The sequence below is a fragment of the Negativibacillus massiliensis genome, from assembly GCF_900148495.1.
Classification (GTDB): Bacteria; Bacillota; Clostridia; order Oscillospirales; family Ruminococcaceae; genus Negativibacillus; species Negativibacillus massiliensis.
The window spans coordinates 149,454-170,906 of record NZ_FTRU01000006.1 but is presented as its reverse complement, the minus strand read 5'-3'; the positions used below and the strand labels follow the sequence as shown (position 1 = coordinate 170,906).

Annotated in this window: 25 protein-coding genes, 1 riboswitch and 1 other annotated feature; of the genes, 17 read left to right on the top strand and 8 right to left on the bottom strand. The window is 45.0% G+C overall.

The features are described from left to right. Positions 1–2 precede the first annotated feature (2 nt). Both BQ5375_RS02270 and BQ5375_RS02265 read left to right on the top strand, forming a co-directional pair. Positions 3–419 (top strand): Mini-ribonuclease 3, encoded by a 417-nt coding sequence (locus tag BQ5375_RS02270; protein ID WP_022131997.1) that lies wholly within the window; start codon positions 3–5, stop codon positions 417–419. Between the two features lie 3 nt (positions 420–422). After that, positions 423–1,316, top strand: a complete 894-nt coding sequence (locus BQ5375_RS02265; protein ID WP_022131998.1) for a YitT family protein — start codon at positions 423–425, stop codon at positions 1,314–1,316. A 69-nt stretch (positions 1,317–1,385) separates the two neighbouring features. On the opposite strand, the gene BQ5375_RS14305 is transcribed toward BQ5375_RS02265, so the two are convergent. Next, the gene (locus BQ5375_RS14305) at positions 1,386–1,526 is read right to left on the bottom strand and encodes a hypothetical protein (RefSeq protein ID WP_022131999.1); all 141 of its coding nucleotides are present in this window, start codon (positions 1,524–1,526) and stop codon (positions 1,386–1,388) included. 278 nt (positions 1,527–1,804) lie between these two features. Here BQ5375_RS14305 and BQ5375_RS02260 point away from each other — a divergent pair, with 278 nt between their 5' ends. Continuing rightward, positions 1,805–2,353 carry an NADH peroxidase gene (locus BQ5375_RS02260; protein ID WP_022132000.1) on the top strand — a complete coding sequence of 183 codons (549 nt, stop codon included), beginning with the start codon at positions 1,805–1,807 and terminating at the stop codon, positions 2,351–2,353. Positions 2,354–2,423: 70 nt separating this feature from the next. Next, a complete protein-coding gene (locus tag BQ5375_RS02255; RefSeq protein ID WP_022132001.1) occupies positions 2,424–2,777 on the top strand; it encodes an arsenate reductase family protein in 354 nt (117 codons plus the stop codon). Positions 2,778–2,943: 166 nt separating this feature from the next. Here the strand turns inward: BQ5375_RS02255 and BQ5375_RS02250 are convergent, their stop codons facing one another. Together BQ5375_RS02250 and BQ5375_RS02245 are read right to left on the bottom strand one after the other, a co-directional pair. Next, entirely contained in the window at positions 2,944–3,564 is a 621-nt protein-coding gene (locus BQ5375_RS02250) for an ECF transporter S component (RefSeq protein ID WP_022132002.1), read from the bottom strand. A gap of 131 nt (positions 3,565–3,695) precedes the next feature. Next, positions 3,696–3,828: riboswitch (FMN riboswitch) on the bottom strand. 164 nt (positions 3,829–3,992) lie between these two features. Beyond that, positions 3,993–4,544, bottom strand: a complete 552-nt coding sequence (locus tag BQ5375_RS02245) for a phosphatase PAP2 family protein (RefSeq protein WP_022132003.1) — start codon at positions 4,542–4,544, stop codon at positions 3,993–3,995. Between the two features lie 52 nt (positions 4,545–4,596). Here BQ5375_RS02245 and BQ5375_RS02240 point away from each other — a divergent pair, with 52 nt between their 5' ends. Next, entirely contained in the window at positions 4,597–5,187 is a 591-nt protein-coding gene (locus tag BQ5375_RS02240) for a DedA family protein (RefSeq protein WP_022132004.1), read from the top strand. A 51-nt stretch (positions 5,188–5,238) separates the two neighbouring features. On the opposite strand, the gene BQ5375_RS02235 is transcribed toward BQ5375_RS02240, so the two are convergent. The 4 genes from BQ5375_RS02235 to BQ5375_RS02220 all read right to left on the bottom strand — a co-directional run bounded on the left by BQ5375_RS02235 (position 5,239) and on the right by BQ5375_RS02220 (position 8,398). Further along, positions 5,239–5,754, bottom strand: a complete 516-nt coding sequence (locus BQ5375_RS02235; protein WP_022132005.1) for a flavin reductase family protein — start codon at positions 5,752–5,754, stop codon at positions 5,239–5,241. A gap of 96 nt (positions 5,755–5,850) precedes the next feature. Continuing rightward, positions 5,851–6,744, bottom strand: a complete 894-nt coding sequence (locus BQ5375_RS02230; RefSeq protein WP_022132006.1) for an LCP family protein — start codon at positions 6,742–6,744, stop codon at positions 5,851–5,853. A gap of 128 nt (positions 6,745–6,872) precedes the next feature. Continuing rightward, a complete protein-coding gene (locus BQ5375_RS02225) occupies positions 6,873–7,397 on the bottom strand; it encodes a hypothetical protein (RefSeq protein ID WP_022132007.1) in 525 nt (174 codons plus the stop codon). A 245-nt stretch (positions 7,398–7,642) separates the two neighbouring features. Continuing rightward, positions 7,643–8,398 (bottom strand): polysaccharide deacetylase family protein, encoded by a 756-nt coding sequence (locus BQ5375_RS02220; protein WP_022132008.1) that lies wholly within the window; start codon positions 8,396–8,398, stop codon positions 7,643–7,645. A 283-nt stretch (positions 8,399–8,681) separates the two neighbouring features. Between BQ5375_RS02220 and BQ5375_RS02215 the strand changes: the two genes are divergently transcribed. From BQ5375_RS02215 to BQ5375_RS02200, 3 genes are all read left to right on the top strand, one after another. Further along, positions 8,682–9,725 (top strand): hypothetical protein, encoded by a 1,044-nt coding sequence (locus BQ5375_RS02215; RefSeq protein ID WP_022132009.1) that lies wholly within the window; start codon positions 8,682–8,684, stop codon positions 9,723–9,725. 452 nt (positions 9,726–10,177) lie between these two features. Continuing rightward, entirely contained in the window at positions 10,178–11,464 is a 1,287-nt protein-coding gene (serS, locus tag BQ5375_RS02205) for a serine--tRNA ligase (protein ID WP_022132010.1), read from the top strand. A 233-nt stretch (positions 11,465–11,697) separates the two neighbouring features. Further along, positions 11,698–12,252, top strand: coding sequence for a TIGR01440 family protein (locus BQ5375_RS02200; RefSeq protein WP_022132011.1), 555 nt, complete (start codon positions 11,698–11,700; stop codon positions 12,250–12,252). Positions 12,253–12,652: 400 nt separating this feature from the next. On the opposite strand, the gene BQ5375_RS02195 is transcribed toward BQ5375_RS02200, so the two are convergent. Beyond that, entirely contained in the window at positions 12,653–12,988 is a 336-nt protein-coding gene (locus tag BQ5375_RS02195) for a helix-turn-helix domain-containing protein (RefSeq protein ID WP_022132988.1), read from the bottom strand. Positions 12,989–13,145: 157 nt separating this feature from the next. On the opposite strand from BQ5375_RS02195, the gene BQ5375_RS14300 reads away from it, so the two are divergent. From BQ5375_RS14300 to BQ5375_RS02155, 9 genes are all read left to right on the top strand, one after another. After that, a complete protein-coding gene (locus BQ5375_RS14300) occupies positions 13,146–13,310 on the top strand; it encodes a hypothetical protein (protein ID WP_022132989.1) in 165 nt (54 codons plus the stop codon). Between the two features lie 157 nt (positions 13,311–13,467). Then, the gene (gene recA, locus BQ5375_RS02190) at positions 13,468–14,667 is read left to right on the top strand and encodes a recombinase RecA (protein WP_022132990.1); all 1,200 of its coding nucleotides are present in this window, start codon (positions 13,468–13,470) and stop codon (positions 14,665–14,667) included. Beyond that, the gene (locus BQ5375_RS02185; protein ID WP_022132991.1) at positions 14,667–15,500 is read left to right on the top strand and encodes a regulatory protein RecX; all 834 of its coding nucleotides are present in this window, start codon (positions 14,667–14,669) and stop codon (positions 15,498–15,500) included. The genes recA and BQ5375_RS02185 overlap by 1 nt, the downstream gene beginning before the upstream one ends. A 29-nt stretch (positions 15,501–15,529) precedes the next feature. Next, the gene (gene rimO, locus BQ5375_RS02180; protein WP_022132992.1) at positions 15,530–16,873 is read left to right on the top strand and encodes a 30S ribosomal protein S12 methylthiotransferase RimO; all 1,344 of its coding nucleotides are present in this window, start codon (positions 15,530–15,532) and stop codon (positions 16,871–16,873) included. A gap of 13 nt (positions 16,874–16,886) precedes the next feature. After that, on the top strand, positions 16,887–17,453 hold the full coding sequence (gene pgsA, locus BQ5375_RS02175; protein ID WP_022132993.1) for a CDP-diacylglycerol--glycerol-3-phosphate 3-phosphatidyltransferase: 567 nt from the start codon (positions 16,887–16,889) through the stop codon (positions 17,451–17,453). 63 nt (positions 17,454–17,516) lie between these two features. Further along, positions 17,517–18,095, top strand: a complete 579-nt coding sequence (locus BQ5375_RS02170) for a GNAT family N-acetyltransferase (RefSeq protein ID WP_022132994.1) — start codon at positions 17,517–17,519, stop codon at positions 18,093–18,095. A gap of 18 nt (positions 18,096–18,113) precedes the next feature. Next, positions 18,114–18,325 (top strand) — a binding site (T-box leader). Between the two features lie 134 nt (positions 18,326–18,459). Beyond that, positions 18,460–19,866, top strand: coding sequence for a cysteine--tRNA ligase (cysS, locus tag BQ5375_RS02165; protein WP_076917341.1), 1,407 nt, complete (start codon positions 18,460–18,462; stop codon positions 19,864–19,866). A gap of 168 nt (positions 19,867–20,034) precedes the next feature. After that, positions 20,035–20,571: a GNAT family N-acetyltransferase gene (locus tag BQ5375_RS02160; RefSeq protein ID WP_022132997.1), complete on the top strand. Its 537-nt coding sequence runs from the start codon at positions 20,035–20,037 to the stop codon at positions 20,569–20,571. Beyond that, positions 20,564–21,445, top strand: coding sequence for a methionyl aminopeptidase (locus BQ5375_RS02155; RefSeq protein WP_022132998.1), 882 nt, complete (start codon positions 20,564–20,566; stop codon positions 21,443–21,445). The genes BQ5375_RS02160 and BQ5375_RS02155 overlap by 8 nt, the downstream gene beginning before the upstream one ends. Positions 21,446–21,453 lie beyond the last annotated feature (8 nt).

The window sequence follows — 21,453 nt, the reverse complement described above, 5'->3', positions numbered from 1 at the left end:
GAATGTTAACAACGGAAAGCTTAAACAACGAAAAAGTGGATATCAGACTGTACAGCCCACAGGCACTGGCCTTCCTGGGGGATGCCGTGTATGAAATTCTGGTGCGGGAACGGATTGTTCATCGCGCCAACATGCCGGTGAATAAGCTGCATTTGCAGGCAGTGGAACAGGTGAGGGCTTCTTATCAGAGCAAAGCGTATGCAGTTGTGGAACCGGTACTCACCGAAGAGGAACTGGCAGCGCTCAAACGCGGACGAAATATCAGCTCGATTAAGCCGCCCAAAAACGGAACGATGCAGGATTATCGCCGCGCAACCGGTCTGGAGTGTCTGTTTGGATATCTGTATCTGAAGGGCGAAATTCAGAGAATCAACGAGCTGTTTTTGATGATTGAGGAACACCTTGAGCAGGGGGAGTAAAAAATGGTTAATAGTCAGCTTGTGCAAAAAGAAAGTAAATTAAAAACAATTGCAGTAGACCTGTTATTTGACTTGATTGCAGGTATTGCGTTTGGTGTTTCTGTCAATGTATTTACCGCACCAAACCATATTGCTCCGGGTGGAGTAACCGGTTTTGCTACCCTGATGAACTACATCTTCGGTGTGCCGATCGGTTTGATGTCCTTTATGATTAACGTTCCGCTTCTTTTGTCGGGAGTTAAAATTTTAGGAAAAGAATTTTTTGTCAAAACCTTTAAATCGGTTGTTATCATCAACTTCTCGGTAGACGTAATCGTACCGTTTATCACACAGGGATATGTTTATCAGGGCGAGAAGATGATGGCTGGATTGATGGGCGGTGTGCTGATGGGCACCTGTATCGGTCTGGTTTTGCAGAGAGGTTCCACCAGCGGCGGTTTGGATATCGTCGGCAGAATGGTAAAGAAACAGATGCCGCAGTTCTCGATTGGTAAGATTATGTTTGCGGGAGACTTTACTATTCTGGTTGTGTCGATGCTGGTATACAAAAATATCGAGAGCGGATTAAACGGTCTGATTTGTATTTTTGTTTCCTCCAAAATCGTAGACTACCTGCTGTATGGCATGGAAAAAGGCATGATGCTGTATGTAGTATCGGATAAGGCAGAAGAGATCGCCACAGCGATTATGTCCAACATTGTTCGCGGTGCAACCCTGTTGAATGCAGAGGGAGCATATTCCCATGATCCAAAGAAGGTTGTACTCTGTGCAATTCGTGATCATCAGTATCCGGGTGTAAAGAGACTGGTAAAACAGATCGACCCGAATGCATTTATGATGGTAAATGATACCCATGATATTCTGGGCAGCGGATTTAATGATATTAATGCAGATTAAAAAAAAGGCTGGATGCATTTGCATCCAGCCTTTTTTTCAGGTCATCAGACCTAGTGATACAGTCAGATTTTATTTGTAGTTTCTGATTTCTGGGGTATCAGGGTGCTGAGTCTTGAGATTCTGAGCTTCATTTTTGCAGTTTCTACCGGTCTGGATAGTGGTATTAACGGCGTTGTCCTTGCGGCAGTTTTTTTCGCTCTTTTTGGACATGTTTCATCCATCCTTTTTTCTTAAAATCTTACGGATTTTTGTTTCCGCAGTTATAGTATGTGGATTTTTGGGCAAAGATATACATAGAGCGCTCCGAGCCTGTTTCTGGAAATTAGTTTAGTGAAAAGGACTAATTTTACCAAAAAAATTTTCTTTTAATTTACAGAAAAAACACTTGAAAATAATATACCATTGTGGTATTATTTAAACCAGAGAAGGACATCAGGAATCAAGCAATTGGTTCTTAACAGGAATAAAATTTAAGGAGGAAAACAATTATGAAAAAATGGGTTTGCAAAATTTGTGGTTATGTTTATACTGGTGAAACACCTCCGGAATTCTGCCCACAGTGTAAAGCTCCTGCTTCCAAATTTGAAGAACAGGCTCAGGGCGAATTTGTTTGGGCTGATGAGCACAGAATCGGCGTTGCTGAAGGCGTAGATGCAGAGATCCTCGAAGGTCTGCGTATGAACTTCCAGGGCGAATGCACCGAAGTTGGTATGTACCTTGCAATGTCCCGTCAGGCAGCAAGAGAAGGTTATCCGGAGATTGCAGAATACTATAAAACAGCTGCTTTTGAAGAAGCAGAACATGCTGCAAAATTTGCAGAACTGCTGGGCGAAGTTGTTACAACTTCCACCAAGAAAAATCTGGAACTGCGTGTAGCTGCTGAAGCAGGCGCTTGCGCTGGCAAGAAAGAAATTGCTACCAAAGCAAAACAGCTCGGTCTGGATGCAATCCATGACACCGTTCATGAAATGGCTAAAGACGAAGCTCGTCACGGCTGTGCTTTCCAGGGTCTGCTCAACAGATACTTTGGCAAATAATCAATGAACTTTTTAGGGCGGAACCTTTGGGTTCTGCCCTTTTTTTATCATCAGAAAGGGAGCGCAAAATATGATTCTTGTACTGGAATATCCAAAATGCAGCACCTGCAAAAAAGCTTTGAGCTGGCTTAAAGAGAACAATATTGCATTTGAAGACCGCCATATTGTGGAACAAAACCCTAGTGTGGAGGAGTTGACACAGTGGTATCACAAAAGCGGTCTGCCGCTCAAAAAGTTTTTTAACACCAGCGGCAATCTTTATAAAGAGCTTGGACTCAAGGATAAACTGCCTGCCATGAGTGAGCAGGAGCAGCTTGAGCTTCTTGCAACCAACGGTATGCTGGTAAAACGTCCGCTTGTTGTGGGAGAAAATTTTGTCCTGACCGGCTTTAAAGAGGCGGAATGGGAGCAGTTAAAAGGATAAAAAATAAGGGTAAATACAAAGAACCGGCTGGAAAATCCAACCGGTTCTTTGCCAGTATAGTATAGTGAAAAATAGGAGAAGGCATAAATAGAATCCAAATAACAGAGCTCATTATAATAGAGAAACTTGAACTTTATGTGAATTTGCTCTGAAAGGAAACTGAATCTTATGCCATACGAGAACGAATGAATCCTGACATCTTGTTGTAAAGAAGCAGTGTGAGAACAGAAAGAATCAAGCCTTTGATCAGATTGAATGGAGCTGCGCCAAACAGAATGTAAGCGTTCATGCTGTCAACCATTGGGTTTACTGCATGGCAAGCATCGATGATTGCTTCCAGAGGCATAACTTTGGAATAGAATGGAATCAGCATAAATTTGTTTGCTAAAGATCCAACTACGGTGATGGTTGCAGCACCTGCAAGTACCGAGATAACAACACCTTTACGGGATGGATTTTTGCGGTACAGGAGGGAAGATACAACCGAGAAGGAGCAGAGGATGATCATGTCTGCAAGTTCACCGACACAACCAGTCTGGCTGGACAGCATGTGGATAGCATCCTTGATAATGGTGACATAGATAGCAGGAAGCGGACCATACATAAAGCCCATGATCAGAATCGGTACACCACTTAAATCTACTTTTAAGAATGGCGGCATAAAAGGAATTGGCATCTCAATGAACATCAAGATGGTGGAAATTGCTGCAAAGACACCGACCAGAGTGATCATCTGCACACGGGTAGCAGAACGGAGTGGTTTGTTTGGCGAAATTGTGTTTGTCATAAAAAGCATCCCTTTCTCAGTCCGGAAAACCGGAATACATGTGGTTTGAGAAGGTCTGTTAACTTTCCAAAGCGATGAATATAGGCATAAAAAAAGCCTTCTGAAAAATCAGAAGGCGAACGTGCGAAAATACACCGTTTCTTCATACCGGACTTTACCGTTGGTTTGGGGATCTGACCCAATCTGCCAAAAATGGCTCGCGGACTCGTGGCTGTTGTGCCCATTACCGCCAGTGAGGAATTACACCTCGCCCTGAAACAGACTTTCTTGTTTTATTTTTTTGTGAAAAGATGGAATCAGACGTCTTTGTTTCGTTTTCTTTTCAACCACATTATATACGAGCAAATCGTAGAAGTCAAGCAGTTTTGCACAAATAGATTGTGAAAATAGCAACAATTAACCGGGGAATTGACCAAAAAATGTCAAACTCAGCGAACAAAATAGCCAAGAAGGACAGAACACAATGGGTAGCATACAGCGGAGAAAACAAGGGAAAACAGCGCACCGCAAAACACATCTTTCGGAAAATGAAGTCCTGCAAGAATGCGGGAGGCACCTGTCAGCAATGCCAAAACTCCAGACAAAATAACCAAAGGAATTGGGAAAAGATTGTGCAAAAAAATCCAGAGCAAAGCAGAAAAAATTAAAAAGGCGCAAGCCGTGTGCCGACTGGGGAAGGAAGCGCCGCTTTCATGTCCAATCAGCGGTGTAAAATCGAAGAGATCATAGGGGCGCGGTGCATTGATTTTTTTGCGCAGAACGCTTACCAGCACAAATCCGACGGCAGGAATGATCCAGAACAAAAGATATTCTGCATCAAATCCATAGAAAAGGAAGTGGGAGAACAGACAAACAGAACCGACAGCATACAGAAAAAACATCGAATAGGGAAACAGGCGACAGCAAGAAACTAAAATTTTGTTTAAAATGGGTCTTTGATAAAACCAGTTTGTCAAAGACTGATAGGATTGTTGATTCATAAAAAAGACTCCTGTAACATATGAATGTGAAAAAGGAAAGGGGAAACAGAAAATGGAAGAATGGATTATTCAGTCGATGGGAGAATGGGGAATGATCGGAATTTTTTTGCTGATGGCGGCAGAAAATGTATTCCCACCAATTCCATCAGAGATCGTCTTAACCTGTGCAGGTTTTTTGACCACCTGCTCTAAACTGACAAAACCGCAGGCAATCATCTCGGCTACCTTGGGTTCTCTGTTGGGAGCAGTAATCCTGTACGGCTTAGGAAGAATTTTACCGGTGGAAAAGCTGCAAAAATTTGGATTTAAGCGGGAAGAGATCGAAAGTGCAACAGCATGGTTTAACAAAAAGGGAAAGATCGCGGTTTTGCTTTGCCGATGTGTGCCGGTTGTGCGCAGCCTGATTTCGGTTCCGGCTGGCGCTGCACGGATGCCGATGAGCAGCTTTTTGCCGTTGACTGTTTTGGGAACGTTAGCATGGGATGCTGTTCTGATTCTGATGGGCGCAGCAGCAGGTGCTTCCTGGCAGGCAGCTGCCGGAAAGTTCCACTATGATTCAGCCTTTCTTCTGCTGGTTGCTTTTTCCCTGTTGGTTACCGGCTTGCCGTTTTATTACCTCCATAAAAAAAGAAAAAAACAATAGGCAACTCAAAAACTGCACCTCAAAAATTGGGGTGCAGTTTTTTTGAGTGGTTTATTTTACGAAGATTTTTTCCACTTCGCCAACATAGACATCGTGGAAATCTTTCTGCGGATAAACGCTTGCAGCAAGTTCAGGGTCAACAAAGCAGTCTTCACGCAGTGTTTGTACATACAATTTGCGGCAGATGAGCACAGCAGTTGCTTCCTCAAAGCAAGGAACACCATTTAAATGGGTGAGAGTAAGACCGGATTTCTGAATTTTATCTTCGTCTCGTCCGGATACGGTGCCAAGATAGCCCAGCTCCTTCATCTTTTCTCCGCCGAAAAAGCAAAGGGAGAAATATTCGCTCTGGTCAACAAATTCTTTGGTGTATCTTTGTGGACGAATAAAGGCAAATGCGACATTTTTGTTCCAGAGATGTCCCAGACCTCCCCAGCTAGCAGTCATGGTGTTGGCAACCGGTTTGCCGTCCATTTGTTTTTCAGCAGTGATCAGCATCCACTCTTTGGCGATAGTGTGGAAAACGCTGTTCTCAAAATCTTTTGCACAAATTTCATGAAAGCTCATAAAAATCCCCCTTTTACGCAGATGGATAGAGTAATGGATGATTTTATGATATCGGATTTTGGAAAGATGTCAAGAGGGATTTTGTAGAGAGTACTCTCAAGAATCAGCACCAAATAAAGAACAAAGCTTTTCGCGGTCTTGCGTGGAAAGAGTCAGCGTTGCATCCTGATTTCTTGTAAATTCTGGGACAAAGGAGACAGCAGGCTCGGTGGAAATGGTTCCGAGAAAATCAGCAGCTTTTTTTCGAGAATCATAATCAGAAAAAATAAGATTGGTATTTGATAGGTTTACAATATCGTTAAACAGCTTGTTGGAATTTTCAGATAAAAGTAGGGAGCGATGCTGATTGATGCCTAAAGCCAAAAAGGAACTGAAAAAGCGGCATTGTTCTGTTGTGGAGTCGGGAGTTTGGGAGCGCAGCCAGCAAAACAGACGCTCACCATCCAATAACTGAAGCCCTTTGGTTAAGGTGATGCGAAGGCCATCGACGATCAAATCGATGTCTTCGGAAAAATTAAGTTGTGTGCTGCCAAAGCAGTTGAGCAATGCAGGGAGTGATTCTCTGGAAATGAGCAGATATTTTTCTACATCAATTCCATAAGTTTCGGATAAAGCGTTTTGAATCCCGGAGATTCCTTCTTTTTGGTAGATTTTTTCGGCAGGTTCAGAGACCTGAGATAAACTAAGGTTAAAGGAATCGGGGAAAGAGAAGATGATGATATTGCCCATAATAGGGTCAAAGCGGAGCAGGAAAAACAGGGAGGGGGATAAACTATCCTCACAGATCAAAAGGTTCATACAGTCAGAAGGGTCGGGAAGGTAGACAGAAGAATTGCTGTCTGTTGGGGTATTGGTGGATACTTTGGAAGAAGGCAGAGCAGATTTTGGATGAACCAGCATGAGGGTTGCCATCCACAACAGAATAAAACAAAGAAAAGCAGAGGTAAACGCGACCAGGAATGCGCGTATTTTGAGAGAAACAGGATGCATGAAAAAATCCTCCTTTTCCAAAGAGGATGGGATGTTAAGAGGATTTTATGCAGACAAAGAGGCACCGACAAACGGTGCCTCTTTGTCTGCATAAAGATATGGAGAGAATATGAAAACGATATTGCGAATTACTCTGCGTTAGCGGTTTCTGCAGCGGTCTGTACCAGTTTTACAACAGTTGCAGAAGAGGTGTCTTCACCCTCGATGCTGCCGGTATAAGTAATTTCCAAAGTATCACCAACTGTCATGCCGTTAACTTCGGTCTGGTCAGCGTCATCTGGAATGCTGAAGGTTAAAGCGGTTCCGTCCTCAGTCTCGATGGTAACGGTACCCTCAGTAGATTCGGTGATAGTACCGGTGATAACCTGTTCTTCAGCGGTAGAAGTGTCATCTGCTGTGTCGCTCTCCGCCTCTTCAGAAGAAGTTTCTTCATCGGAAGACGCTTCACCTGTTGTGGTTTCATCGGTAGCCTCTGTTTCGGTGTTTTCGTCCGAAGCAACTTCTTCAACCGGCTCCTCTTCGGTGCTTTCGGATTCTGTGCTTGTGCTGGTTGATGTTGTGGTATTGGTGTCATCCTTATTATCGTCAGAAGAACATGCGGCAAAAGAGAATACCATTACCGCAGCCAGCAAAACTGCAAAAAGACTTTTCATGGAAAGACTCCTTTCATAAATGATGCAGCGTTTCAATTACAATTCGTATAAATTTGCTGCACCTATAAGATAACGCATAAAAATGAATAGGCTATGTATAATATCAAAATATATTGTTTTGGAAATATTAAAATTAACTGATATGAATTTTTAAGAAAAAACAAAGCCAATATTACGAAGAAATTATGATAATACAAAAATTTCCTTTTTGCAATCAGCAAAAAGGAAATTTTAAAAGAATAAAATTACGGTTTTAACTGCATACCAGAAGGATCAACTAGTTTACTATTAGGATAAATTAATTCGCCGACAGGGACGATTTCGTATCCCTGACTTTTGATTTGCTGAAGGATGAGAGGGAGAGCAGATGCAGAATGTTTGGCACCGGCATGGAGCAGAATAATCGCGCCGGGAGAAAGTTTGTCAGAAACACGGTCAGCAATTTCCTGTGCGGAGAGCCCTTTCCAGTCCAGGGTGTCGATGCTCCACTGAATCGGAATACAGCCGCTTTGATGGATACAGTCAATGACAGTATCATTATAGCTGCCGGAAGGTGGACGGAAGAGAACAGGAGTTTGGCCGCAGGCATTTTGAATGCTCTGCTGTGATTGGGAGATCTCATTTAAAATTTCGCTTTGAGACAGACCGTCCAGATCTCGATGGGAATAGGAATGACTGCCGATTTCCTGACCGCTTTTAGTGATGGTCGCGGCAGAAACCGGATATTTTTCTGCCCATTCTCCCAGCAGAAAAAAGGTTGCGTTAACCTCTTGCTCAGCAAGGCAGGAGAGCATAGCAGGAATATCGCTGTCATCCCAGGCACAGTTTATACCGATGGCAACCTTTTTTTCCTCAGTCTGTACCGAATAGATGGGAAGTGATCTCCCATTGCTTGCCGAAAATACCGATTGAACCGCAGGTGTGTAGAGCGTACTTAGCAGAACACCGATTATAAGACAGATAATAAGCAATGTCTTAGCCCGAAAGACGATGATTTTCATGGCAGTTCCTCCTTTTACCAGAGTGTATGCGGCAAAGGAAAAAACTATCCGTTAAATGAGATGATGTTGTATCAAGAAAAGAAGGTTAAAGTGATTATCATGTCCGATTTTAAACAAAAGGATAGAATGAGGGATCATCTTTCTTTTACGATTTTAAAAAGTTTACAGAACGATTATATTATGGAAATTTATGGTATGCAAATCATCCTTGAAATAAAAGGAAAAATCCGATATACTAAGAGGGAAAAGAGGAAACAGGACAGAAACCTTCAGGAGGACTTTTATGAACAAAAATTTAAAGACAATAGCGATTGCGTGTTTGTGTGCGGTTGCTGTTCTATCCACCGGCTTTTCGGCAGTCACTTTAATGCGGGTGCGCCAGCTGGAGCAAAATGTCAGCGCGGTGCAGCATTCTGTGACCAGCATCGACAGTGATATCAATTCTACCTTAAATTCTGCTATTACCACCATTACCGAAAGCGCGCAGAAAAATGCGAGCATTGTTTCCGATTACTCGGTAAATTGGGGAGAGTGCAACCAGAAAGATCAGAGTATGCAGATGACCATCCGCATCATGCCAAAGGAATACAGTGACCAGACACAGGTTCGTGTTCGTTACAGCGGTTATTCCGCAAAAGGACAAGGATATGATATGGTGTTTGACTGTGAAGGCTTTGAAGAGCAGGTGGCAGATGCTGTCCGTGTGGAATCTGGTGTATATGAGGCAAGCCTTACCATTCCGCTGGTGGACTATATCAGTTTAAGCGCTGAAGTTCAGGATGGCGATGTTGTGCGTCAGGAAAAACTGGAGAATCAGTATTCTGCATGGGGATTAAATCTGCTGCATCCGCAGATGAGCGGCGGCTTTGATTCCTATTCGGTAAAATCGGAGGATAAATCTTCGATTGAATACAGTGCGTTTGCATCGGTTAATCTGATGACCAGCTATGATGCCGGCGGAGTGAGCAACGAACCGAAAATGACCGGTGGCACAGTTAGCATCTACTTAAACGATCAGGAAGTGATTACCAAAACGCTTGGAGAAAAAGAAGAAACGCAAGAGGATGCGCAGCAGGCTGCTTTGGTGGAGAAATCCGGCGAAGTTTACAAGGTATGGAACAATGACAGCGGAAACGCACCGATGAGCTGGAGCGGGGAAATCAAAAATATCCAGGACGGAGACATCGTGACCTTTGTGATGAAGGTACAGGATGAAAATGGATTTACCTACCAGCAGGAAGTAAACCGGACAGTCTTTACTGTAAAGGATGGCTGGATTCAGGGAACAGAATCAACACCGCAAAGCAGTGAAATTCTGGTTAAATAGATTTTGTAAGCAGCAAAAATCTAAAACAAAAGAATAAAAGCAACAAAAGACCTGCTTTTTTCGGGAAAGGCAGGTCTTTTTCTCGTCAGAATCATGAATTTTACGGTGGTTTATACAAAAGGGACTTTACAAAAAAGGCAAACGGGGTATATAATATCCTTGGAAACAACAGAACAACCACAAAGCGCAGTGATGGAAAAGATGATCGTCTGATCGTTTTGCAGAGAGCCGGCGGAAGGTGCAAGCCGGTAAACAGGGCGATGATTTCCGCTTCCGGAGCGTTTAGCGATGAGCTAAGGGGTGGCGCCCTGTAACGCGCCAAGAAAGAGGCAGAAAATTTTTCTGCAATTTGGGTGGCAACACGGAAAAGTTCCTTTCGTCCCATGGGTGGACGGGAGGTTTTTTTATTTTCCACATAAAATTTGTTGTATTTTGGTAAGGAGGATATCAGCATGCTGGATATCAAACTGGTCAGAGCAAATCCTGACCTTGTCAAAGAAAATATTAAAAAGAAATTCCAAGACGAAAAACTGGTTCTGGTTGACGAAGTTCTGGAGCTGGACACCCAGTTCCGCGATGCAAAATCCAGAGGTGACTATCTGCGCGGTCAGAGAAACACCCTGTCCAAACAGATCGGCGGACTGATGGCAAAAGGCCAGAAAGAAGAAGCAGAACAGGTAAAAGCACAGGTAACTGCAATGGCTCAGGAGCTGGCTGATCTGGAAGTAAAAGAAGAACAGCTCACCGAAGAAATCAAAAAACGTATGATGGTTATTCCAAACATCATCGACGAGTCTGTTCCGATCGGTAAGGACGACAGCGAGAACGTTGAGGTAGAACGTTTTGGCGAACCAGTTGTTCCGGATTATGAAATTCCATATCATGTTGATATTATGGAACGTCTGCATGGCATTGACCTTGACAGTGCAAGAAGAACAAGCGGCAACGGATTCTACTATCTGTGCGGCGATATTGCAAGACTGCACTCTGCAATCCTGTCCTATGCAAGAGACTTTATGATCGACAGAGGTTTCACCTATTATGTTCCTCCATTCATGATCCGTTCCAGCGTTGTAAATGGCGTTATGAGCTTTGCTGAGATGGAAAACATGATGTACAAGATCGAGGGCGAAGACCTGTACCTGATCGGTACCAGCGAACATTCCATGATCGGTAAATTTATCGACACTATCCTTGATGAATCCCAGCTCCCACAGACTCTGACCAGCTATTCCCCATGCTTCAGAAAAGAAGTTGGTGCACATGGCATCGAAGAAAGAGGCGTTTACCGCATCCATCAGTTCGAGAAACAGGAAATGATCGTTGTCTGCAAACCAGAGGAAAGCATGGAATGGTTCAAGAAACTGTGGACCAACACTGTTGACTTCTTCCGTTCTCTGGATATTCCAGTTCGTACTCTGGAATGTTGCTCCGGCGACCTCGCTGACCTGAAGGTTAAGAGCCTTGACGTAGAAGCATGGAGCCCACGTCAGCAGAAATACTTTGAGGTTGGCAGCTGCTCCAATCTGGGTGATGCACAGGCACGCAGACTGGGAATCCGCGTTAAGAACAAGGAAACAAAACAGACCTATCTGCCGCACACCCTCAACAACACCGTTGTTGCACCTCCTCGTATGCTGATTGCATTCCTGGAAAACAACCTCAACGATGACGGTTCTGTTCGCATTCCAGAGCCTCTGAGAATGTACATGGGCGGCAAAGACGTTATCCGTCCATAGGCAGGCTGAGCCTGCACGCGGTTCGCGTTGTCGGTTAAGTGCAAGCTGAAGAGCCTCGCTCTCGCGCAGGTCGCTTGTCTCCGACTGCGCTCGCTGCAGCAAAAACAAAAGTTTTTGGTCGAGCTTTTGTACACAAAAGTTTGTGGTGTCCAGAGGCGAAGCCTTTGGTCGCCTTCCGCAGAGTGCGGAATACCTAAAACAATAAAATCATACAAAGAAAGGAGTTGCTTATCATGGAACTTGATTTACAGCTTATCAAACAACAGGTGGCACACGTCACTGAAGAACTGCTGAAGGTGGCAAACTTAAAAGCGGGCGATGTCTTTGTACTGGGATGCAGCTCCAGCGAAATCTGCGGCGGACATATCGGTAAGGCTTCCAGCAAGGAAGTCGGCGAAGCTGTTATTGATGCGATTCTGCCAATCCTGAAAGAAAAGGGAATCTACCTTGCCGTTCAGGGCTGCGAACACATCAACCGTTCGCTCGTGATCGAAAGAGAAGCAGCAGAAAAATACAATTTTGAAATTGTCACCGTAAAACCAGCTCTTCATGCGGGTGGTGCCTGCTCGGTAGCGGCTTATGCAAGAGCAGAAGATCCGGTTATGGTTGAACATGTAGTTGCAAAAGCCGGCATGGATATCGGCGATACCTTTATCGGACAGCACATCAAGCACGTACAGATTCCGGTTCGACTGGATCTCAAGGAAATCGGCGGCGCGCATGTAACCTTTGTTCGCAGCCGTCCGAAGCTTATCGGTGGTCCGAGAGCCGAATATCCAGAAGCTTAGCAGATTGAATCTGCACACTGTTTCGCGCTTTGGTTTTGTGTGAAATGAAAGTTTCCATACACGGCGATCGCTCGTGTTAACACACTCGCTCGTTTGGGAAAAATAAAAGTTTTCGTCCACCTTTTTCAAAAGGTGGTGGTGTCCAGAGGCGAAGCCTTTGGCTGCCTTCCGCAGAAGGCGGAATCTTTATCGTCAGGAGCATTTAGGAAAGTGTGAAAACCCTTTGCGATAAAAAGGGTTTTCACAAACTACCGAATCGAACAGACTGACCCCGAAAAGTTCCCAGTGGGAAGTTTTCGGCAGGCTGAGCCTGCACCCATTTCGCCTACGGCGCAAAGACGGGTAGTTAAAAGAAAACTGAAGATAAGAAAAAGAGCTGACCAAGAAGGTCAGCTCTTTTTTATACCTCTGGATGTTCGGATAGAAACACCTTTATAATTTTATAAATATATTTCTTCTCCTGAGCAGAACATTGTTCAAGAAGTTCTGCGATATCCCGATTTAGATAGGATTTATTTTCCTGAGAAACACCCAGTAATAAATCATTAGGTGTGATTTGAAAAGCATCACAAAGTTTCATCAGTGTTTCCAAACTGGGAATGGAGTAGCAGTTTTCAATATTGGAAACATAATTGTTTGAAATACCTGATTTTTCTGCCAGACGTTCCTGCGACCAGCCCTTTTCTTTACGAAGTTGAAGTACCCTTTTCCCCAAAAGTTGATAGTCAATCGCCATTTTTGAACCTCCTTGTCATAATGTTATCTCAAGAATAGAAAAGGATAAGCAAAAAAAGAACAAATTAAAAATGTAATTACACTTGAATCGAATATAAAATTCGCTTATAATGTAAATGCATTTTAAATGAGTATTAACATTTGTGAAGGAGTAAAAAATGAAAAAGCAGATTTCTGTTAGGATGAAGAAAACATTGTTGGAAAGAATTGACCGGTTTGCAGAAAGCAGACAAATCACAAGAACGCAGGCTGTCGAAATGCTGTTGCAATCTGTTTTGTCGAAACAAAATGAGCAGGAGGAGAAGTTAAAACAAACGGAGTAGACAGGGTCATGATATCCTGTATCAAAAAGGCGGAGCTGCTTTTCTTTTACAAAGAGAAAGCAGCTCCGTTGATTTTTATGGTGTGATATAATATAATAAGAAGAAGCTCAAATAGTAAATATCCACACAATGGTTTTAATAAGAACAGGAGGACAATATGGCAGAATCCGAAAAAGAAAAGGCCCTTCAAACAGCCCTTGCACAGATCGAAAAACAGTTCGGTAAAGGCGCTGTTATGAAGCTTGGTCAAAATTCATCCCTGAATGTAGAAGCAATTCCGACCGGTTCTCTTTCGCTGGATATCGCACTCGGTATCGGCGGCGTTCCGCGCGGAAGAATCATCGAAATCTATGGACCAGAAAGTTCTGGTAAAACTACCGTTGCCCTGCACATCGTTGCCGAAGCACAGAAGATGGGCGGCGAGGCTGTATTCATCGACGTTGAGCATGCACTTGACCCAGTTTATGCACAGGCTCTCGGTGTTGATATTGACTCCCTGCTGGTTTCCCAGCCAGATACCGGTGAACAGGCACTGGAAATCTGTGAAGCACTGGTTCGTTCCGGTGCTATCGATGTAGTCGTTGTCGACTCGGTTGCAGCGATGACTACCAAGGCGGAAATCGAAGGCGAGATGGGCGATTCCTTTGTTGGCTTGCAGGCAAGACTGATGTCTCAGGCTCTCAGAAAGCTCACCGGCGCTATCTCCAAATCCAACGCAGTCTGCATCTTTATCAACCAGCTGCGTGAAAAGATCGGCGTTATGTACGGAAATCCAGAAACTACCCCGGGCGGACGTGCGCTCAAATTCTATTCCTCTGTCCGCATGGATATTCGCAAGAAAGATCCAATCAAAGAGGGTAGCGATGTTATCGGTAACCTGACCAAGGTTAAGATCGTTAAGAACAAGGTTGCTCCTCCGTTTAGAGAAGCAGAGTTCGATATCATGTACGGCGAAGGTATCTCCCGTGAGGGCGAGGTTATCGACCTTGCAGTGAAACTGGATATCATCAAGAAATCCGGTTCTTGGTACAGCTATCAGGACAACCGTATCGGTCAGGGAAGAGATAAGGTAAAACAGTACCTGAAAGATAATCCGGAATTCTGTGAGAAGATCGCACAGGAAGTTATGGCACAGAAGGACAAACTGCTGTCCATGTCCAAAGGTGGAGCAAAGAAGAAGGGCAAAGAGGATGCAGATACAGACACCTCTGCTCCAACAGCAGCACTGGTGGATCGTGACGAAATGCCGATGGATGATGAAGCTCCAGTCAGCAGCATGCCGGATCTCGATGAGGATTTCGGTGGACAGAGAAGTTCTTCCAGCAAGATCATCGACATTGAAGCAGACGATAAATAATGCAGCCCAATTTTAAAACCATCACGGCCCTGAAGGAAACCCGACAGGGCCGGATGGCTGTCTTTTTTGATGATACTTTTGATTTCTCGGTGGATGAAGAAACCTTGCTCCGGCACAAGCTGAAGGTCGGGCAAAAGTTTACTCCTGCGCAGTATGAACAGCTCAAAAGCGAAACCCAGTACCAAAAAGCAAGGGAAAAGGCGTTTTCACTTTTGTCTTACAAGTCCTTTACCCGAAAACAGCTGGGCGAGCGTCTGGCACGGGATTTTTCCGAAGACTGTGTGGAGGATGTGCTCGACCGTTTGGAAGAGCTGGGACTAATCAATGATGCAGACTATGCGCTTCGCTGCGCAAGAGATCTGTTTTCAATCAAGCATTATGCTCCGACGAGGGTCCGGCAGGAACTTGCTGCCCGGGGAATTGACCGAAATGATATCGAAGATGTCATGGAGGAGTTTTCCGATTTTGATGAGCAGCAGGCAATTGCTCAAATTCTGGAAAGAAAATATGCTTGCTCCCTCAAAGAGGAAAAAGGACGGCGCAGGGCATTTGCTGCTCTGATGCGCTTAGGGTATGAGCCGGATGACATCCGCTCACAGATTAGCGTTTTGCTTTCCAGGATGCAGGAAGATGCCGAAGAAGAATCCGAAGAGGAGGAATCTTTGGAAGAACGGGACATCGAGGGAGAGATCCGAACCTTGCTGCTCAAAAAGTACAAAAGTGTGCTGGGCGAGCAGAAGGGGAAGGACAGAGCGATTCGCGGACTCATGCGAAAGGGCTATCATTACGGAGATATCAAACGGGTTTTAGACGAGATTTTAGAAGAGGAATAATAATCATAAATTTTGGAAAGGAAGAAATTATGGCAGTAAAAGTAGGAATGGTATCCTTAGGCTGTTCCAAAAATCAGGTCGATGCAGAAATCCTGCTTGCCCTGATGGTAAATAACGGTTATGAACTGTGTGCAGACCCGGAGCAGTGTGATGTTGTCATCATCAACACCTGCGGATTTATCGAGGACGCAAAAAAAGAGTCGATTGAAACCATCTTTGAGTTTGCCCAGCTGAAAGCACAGGGTAAGGTCAAGGTTCTGGTAGTTACCGGTTGTCTTGCTGAGCGTTATCGCGAAGAACTGGCTATGGAGATTCCAGAAGCGGATGTTGTGCTTGGTATCGGCAAAAATACCGAGATTGCAAAAGCAGTCAAGGAAGCACTGGATGGACAGCGTGTCACCGCATTTGGTGATAAGGCAGATCTGCCGCTCAACGGTGACAGAGTGCTCAGCACCGAAAAATATTCGGCATACTTAAAGATTGCAGAAGGTTGTGACAACAAGTGCAGCTACTGTGCAATTCCGCTGATTCGTGGGGGCTTCCGTTCCAGAAAGATGGAAGATATCCTCGAAGAGGCAAGAGGTCTCGCTGAAAGCGGTGTCAAAGAACTCAACCTCGTTGCACAGGACACCACCAAATATGGTCAGGATTTGTACGGGGAATATTCTCTGGATAAACTGCTGACCGAGCTGTGCAAGATTGACGGCTTCCACTGGATTCGTATTCTTTACGGTTACCCGGATCGTGTGACCGACAGTCTGCTGGAAGTGATGGCAAGAGAACCAAAGGTAGTAAAATATATCGACCTTCCGCTCCAGCACGCAAATGAAAAGGTTCTGCGTGAGATGAACCGCAACGGCAGCTTTGAGTCGCTGACCGCTCTGATGCAGAGAATCCGAGACAAGGTTCCGGGCGTAGTGCTCAGAACAACCTTCATCGCAGGCTTCCCGGGAGAAACCGAAGAAGAATTTGCACAGCTTGTTGAGTTTGTCCGTGCGGTACGTTTCGAACGTATGGGCTGCTTTGCTTATTCCACCGAAGAAGATACTCCGGCTGGGGAACGTGAAGACCAGATCGATGAAGAGGTAAGAAGACATCGTGCAGACCTTGTCATGGAAGAACAGATGGGAATTGCTTTTGAACTGGGCAAATCTCTGGTCGGCAAAAAGCTGGAGGTTCTGGTCGAGGGCTATGATGACGAGCAGCAGATGTATGTCGGCAGAAGCTATATGGATGCGCCGGACATTGATACCAAAACAAGCTTCGTAAGCGAATATGAAGATGTGAAACCAGGCGATTTTGTCTGGGTAGAGATTCTCGACTCGGTTGGATATGACCTGATCGGACGTCAGACCGAACCAGACGAAAAGTAAAGAAGGTTTTAATATGAATTTACCGAATAAACTGACCATGTTAAGAATCCTGATGATTCCAGTATTCATGGTGTTTATCGAGCTTAACAGTCTGCCTAACCATATTTTGTGGGCATTTGTGGTGTTTGTTCTGGCATCTCTTACCGATATGCTGGACGGAAAGATCGCAAGAAAGTATAATCTGGTCACCGACTTTGGAAAGTTTATGGACCCGCTGGCAGACAAGATTCTGGTAACAGCAGCCTTGATCTATTTTATCCCATTAAGACTGGCTCCAGCATGGATTGTGATTTTGATTCTGGCAAGGGAATTTCTGGTCACCTCGCTGAGACTGATTGCTTCGGGCAAGGGCATCGTCATTGCGGCAGATAAATGGGGCAAGTATAAAACCGCTACCACCATGGTGTGGATTTGCTACGCACTCTTGATGACAAACTTTATCGATACTATGTCGATTGGAATGCAGAGTGTGTGCACCGGCATCCATATTGCGCTGATGATTCTTTCTCTGGCGCTGACCCTCCTTTCCGGTTTCAATTATCTGTGGAAAAACCGTGCCCTGATTGCTCAGGCAAAATAAGAATAAAGGCTGTCGGCATTTGCCGGCAGCTTTTTGTTTTAGTACAGACAGAAAGGAGAAAGTATGGAGGTAAAACTGCTTAGCCCATCTTGGGAACACAGAGAACAATATATACAACTTCTGAAGGAATGGAAGGAATCTGGGGAAGAAATTCATCCGGGAACGCTGCGGCGCTGTCCCTGTATACAAAACCCAATACTTTCCCAGAGTAAGTGGCTGGAATGGCTCGCAGCGGAGAAACAGCAGGGGCAGAATCTCTTTTTCCTGGTACGGGAGGACGGAAGACTGTTGGGGGCTATCAGTATTCGACCACAGGAGCAGGGAGAGAGTCTTTGGATTAATGGGCACTGCGGTTATGGAATCCGCCCATCGGAGCGCAGAAAGGGTTATGCAACCAAGATGATGAGGATGGCAGTAGAAATATTGCAAGGACAGGGAATTAATCCGGTGATCGTTACCTGTGATCAGGAAAACATTGCTTCGGAAAAAACGATTATACACTGCGGCGGAGTGCAGGTCGGAGAAATTATGGACCCCGATACAGGGGGAATCAACCGTATTTTTGTAATTGGGGACGGAAAGAAAGTTTTGAAAGCAGGGCGCTTTTCCTCTTGCAATCAAAACGAAAATGTGGTACGCTGATTAAACAGTGGAAAACCCAAAAAAGCGATGACCCAGGAAGAGTAGAAAAGAAGCTCCCCCGACAGAGAGACCGGAACAGGTGAGAGCCGGTCAGGGCAGGAATCTTTTTGAATGCACCTGCGAGCTGTCCTCTGGAAAGCAAGCCGAGTATAGAGGAACGTACCTCCTGCGTTAAAGGGAAAAGCGATAAATTTGAAGTGGAACCGCGGAATTATTACTCCGCCTTCATCTGCCATTTGGCAGGTGGGGGCGGAGTTTTTCACGTTATCAAGATCAAAATGTGGAAAATATCCGATGGTGTCCATAGACTGAATCGAAAGATCACCGCATACAGTAGTACAGCAGCTGAAAGGAGAGATTCTCTATGAAAATATTTAACACTCTAACCCGAGAAAAAGAAAAATTTGTGCCGATCGAGCAGGGCAAGGTAAAAATGTATGCCTGCGGACCGACTGTATATAACTTTATCCACATCGGCAACGCACGTCCAATCTGTGTATTTGACACTATGCGCAGATATCTGGAATTTAAAGGATACGATGTTACCTTTGTCCAGAACTTTACCGACATCGATGACAAGATCATCAAAAAGGCAAACGAAGAAGGCGTAACTGCAAAGGAAATCGCAGAGCGTTACATCAACGAATACCTGACCGATACCAAAGGCCTTGGTATCCGCGAAGCAACCATTCATCCAAAGGCAACCGAAACCATCGATGAGATCAAACACATCGTGGAAACCCTCGAAGACAAGGGCTTTGCTTACGAAGCAAACGGCGACGTTCTGTTCCGCACCAAGAAAGATCCGGGTTACGGCAAACTGTCCCATCAGCCACTGGAAGAGCTTGAAAGCGGTGCTAGAATCAGTGTTGGCGAACACAAGGAAGATCCGCTGGACTTTGTACTGTGGAAATCCGCAAAACCGGGAGAACCACATTGGTCTTCCCGCTGGGGTGAGGGTCGTCCAGGCTGGCATATTGAATGTACCGCGATGATTCACAAACATCTGGGTGAAACCATCGATATCCACTGTGGCGGTCAGGACCTGATCTTCCCGCATCATGAAAATGAAATCGCACAGTCTGAGTGCTGCACCGGAAAAGAATATGCCCACTACTGGATGCACAACGGCTATATCAACGTTGACAACAAGAAGATGAGCAAATCTCTGGGCAACTTCTTTACCGTTCGTGAGGTAGCGGAGAAATATGGCTACGAGCCAATCAAATATATGATGCTTTCCGCTCATTACAGAAGCCCAATCAACTATAATTTGACCATCATTGAGCAGTGCAAAGCAGCACTGGAACGTCTGCACAACTGCCGCGACAATCTCGACTTTGCGATCAAGAACGCTCTGCCGGAAACTGCTGATGCTGCTGCAGATGAAGCATTCAAACAGCAGGTAGACAGCAGAAAGGCACAGTTTATCGAAGCAATGGACGATGACCTCAACACCGCTGACGGTATCGCAGCAGTATTTGATCTGGTACGTGATATCAATACCTTTATTGCAGTACCAAGAGCAAAAGAAGCACTTTCTTATGCAAGCGAGATGTTTGATCGTTTGGTTACCGATGTTCTGGGTCTTTTGTACGAGCGCAAGGAAGACAATCTGGATGCAGAGATCGAAGCACTGATCGAGCAGCGTCAGCAGGCAAGAAAAGAAAAGAATTTTGCACTGGCTGACAAGATCCGCGATGATCTGAAAGCACGCGGAATCGTTCTGCTGGATACCCCACAGGGCGTAAAATGGAAGATGGAAAACTAAGAGAAATGAAAAGGAACCGGTTTTGTGACCGGTTCCTTTTTTAGACAAAAGATTTGAATACAGTTTACAAACAAATCTTGCAATTGATGGCAGGAGTGCGTTATACTAAAAACAAAGCCGATGGATTTGGTATATCTTTTTCTGCTGCGGAAAGAAGGGAAGGACAGGGTGAAACAGATCGAAACAGAGCGCTTGATATTGAGAGCTCCCACACCGGAGGATGCGGTGCCTTTACTCCCGATTCGAAACAGTGATTTTGTTCTTCAGTTTAATCCGACTACTCCCAAAAATCAGGAGCAGCTGCAGGAAGAACTGATGGAAGAACAGGATCGCACCCTGATTCTTGAGAAAAAGGAAGACGGAAAGGTGATTGGAGCCTGCTTCTTTGGCGGGGATGCATTGCGTTATCAGGTTTATTCCCAGACCCTCTCCTATTATCTTGCGCAGAAAGAAGCCAGAAAAGGATATATGACCGAAGCAATGCAAGCATTGATAGAGATGTTATTTGCGCAGGGAGTGCAGGTCCTTTCCCTGCGGTGCTATGCAGAAAATATTGCTTCGGCAAAGCTTGCCGAAAAGTTAGGATTTGTTAAGGAAGGCTGCATCCGCCACGCGGTTTCAGATCGCAATGGCGTGATTCATGACGACTGTATCTATTCGCTGACAAGAGAAGAATATTTGACAGGAGGTAACAACAATGTCTGAGAAAAAACTGGGCCGCAACGACCCATGCTGGTGCGGCAGCCAGAAAAAATATAAACACTGCCACATGGAATTTGATGAAAAACTGGACCATTTCCGCAGAGAGGGTCATACCGTACCGACCCATGAGATGATCAAAACCCCAGAACAGATTGAGGGCATCCGTCAGAGCAGCAAGATCAACATTGCAGTGCTTGACCTGGTAGCACAAAAGATTCATGCGGGAATGACCACCGAAGAGATTGACAAGATTGTTTATGATGAAACTACTCGTCTGGGCGGTATCCCTGCACCTCTCAACTATGAAGGATTTCCAAAGAGCGTATGCACCTCGGTAAACGATCAGGTCTGCCATGGTATTCCATCCGACAAGGTTGTCTTAAAGGACGGCGATATTATCAATGTGGATGTTTCCACCATCTACAACGGTTATTTTTCTGATTCTTCCAGAATGTTCTGCATCGGTGAAGTTTCCGAAAATGCTGCAAACCTGGTCAAAGTTGCCAAGGAATGTGTAGAGCTGGGACTTGCTGAAGTAAAACCATGGGGCTTTTTGGGAGATATTGCACAGGCAATTTCCGACCATGCCCATAAGAACGGATATACCATCGTCCGTGAAATCGGCGGCCATGGAATTGGCTTGGAATTCCACGAAGATCCATGGGTAGGCTATGTCGGCAAAAGAGGTACTGACATGATGCTGGCACCAGGAATGGTATTTACCATTGAGCCGATGGTAAACGAAGGAAAGCACAATGTCCGCATGGATGAAAACGGACAGGATTGGATTGTCGTAACCAGTGATGGCAAGCTGTCTGCTCAGTGGGAGATCACCGTAGCGGTGACAGAGGACGGATACGAAGTCCTGACCTATTAACACAAAAC

Coding starts and splice junctions, on each gene's coding strand:
- BQ5375_RS02185 (WP_022132991.1), top strand. CDS start 14,667: ATGCAGCCCAATTTTAAAACCATCACGGCCCTGAAGGAAACCCGACAG.
- BQ5375_RS02265 (WP_022131998.1), top strand. CDS start 423: ATGGTTAATAGTCAGCTTGTGCAAAAAGAAAGTAAATTAAAAACAATT.
- BQ5375_RS02240 (WP_022132004.1), top strand. CDS start 4,597: ATGGAAGAATGGATTATTCAGTCGATGGGAGAATGGGGAATGATCGGA.
- serS (WP_022132010.1), top strand. CDS start 10,178: ATGCTGGATATCAAACTGGTCAGAGCAAATCCTGACCTTGTCAAAGAA.
- BQ5375_RS02270 (WP_022131997.1), top strand. CDS start 3: ATGTTAACAACGGAAAGCTTAAACAACGAAAAAGTGGATATCAGACTG.
- BQ5375_RS02155 (WP_022132998.1), top strand. CDS start 20,564: ATGTCTGAGAAAAAACTGGGCCGCAACGACCCATGCTGGTGCGGCAGC.
- BQ5375_RS02235 (WP_022132005.1), bottom strand. CDS start 5,754: ATGAGCTTTCATGAAATTTGTGCAAAAGATTTTGAGAACAGCGTTTTC.
- BQ5375_RS02260 (WP_022132000.1), top strand. CDS start 1,805: ATGAAAAAATGGGTTTGCAAAATTTGTGGTTATGTTTATACTGGTGAA.
- BQ5375_RS02200 (WP_022132011.1), top strand. CDS start 11,698: ATGGAACTTGATTTACAGCTTATCAAACAACAGGTGGCACACGTCACT.
- recA (WP_022132990.1), top strand. CDS start 13,468: ATGGCAGAATCCGAAAAAGAAAAGGCCCTTCAAACAGCCCTTGCACAG.
- BQ5375_RS14300 (WP_022132989.1), top strand. CDS start 13,146: ATGAAAAAGCAGATTTCTGTTAGGATGAAGAAAACATTGTTGGAAAGA.
- BQ5375_RS02170 (WP_022132994.1), top strand. CDS start 17,517: ATGGAGGTAAAACTGCTTAGCCCATCTTGGGAACACAGAGAACAATAT.
- BQ5375_RS02245 (WP_022132003.1), bottom strand. CDS start 4,544: ATGAATCAACAATCCTATCAGTCTTTGACAAACTGGTTTTATCAAAGA.
- rimO (WP_022132992.1), top strand. CDS start 15,530: ATGGCAGTAAAAGTAGGAATGGTATCCTTAGGCTGTTCCAAAAATCAG.
- cysS (WP_076917341.1), top strand. CDS start 18,460: ATGAAAATATTTAACACTCTAACCCGAGAAAAAGAAAAATTTGTGCCG.
- pgsA (WP_022132993.1), top strand. CDS start 16,887: ATGAATTTACCGAATAAACTGACCATGTTAAGAATCCTGATGATTCCA.
- BQ5375_RS02250 (WP_022132002.1), bottom strand. CDS start 3,564: ATGACAAACACAATTTCGCCAAACAAACCACTCCGTTCTGCTACCCGT.
- BQ5375_RS02195 (WP_022132988.1), bottom strand. CDS start 12,988: ATGGCGATTGACTATCAACTTTTGGGGAAAAGGGTACTTCAACTTCGT.
- BQ5375_RS02255 (WP_022132001.1), top strand. CDS start 2,424: ATGATTCTTGTACTGGAATATCCAAAATGCAGCACCTGCAAAAAAGCT.
- BQ5375_RS02225 (WP_022132007.1), bottom strand. CDS start 7,397: ATGAAAAGTCTTTTTGCAGTTTTGCTGGCTGCGGTAATGGTATTCTCT.
- BQ5375_RS02215 (WP_022132009.1), top strand. CDS start 8,682: ATGAACAAAAATTTAAAGACAATAGCGATTGCGTGTTTGTGTGCGGTT.
- BQ5375_RS02220 (WP_022132008.1), bottom strand. CDS start 8,398: ATGAAAATCATCGTCTTTCGGGCTAAGACATTGCTTATTATCTGTCTT.
- BQ5375_RS02230 (WP_022132006.1), bottom strand. CDS start 6,744: ATGCATCCTGTTTCTCTCAAAATACGCGCATTCCTGGTCGCGTTTACC.
- BQ5375_RS14305 (WP_022131999.1), bottom strand. CDS start 1,526: ATGTCCAAAAAGAGCGAAAAAAACTGCCGCAAGGACAACGCCGTTAAT.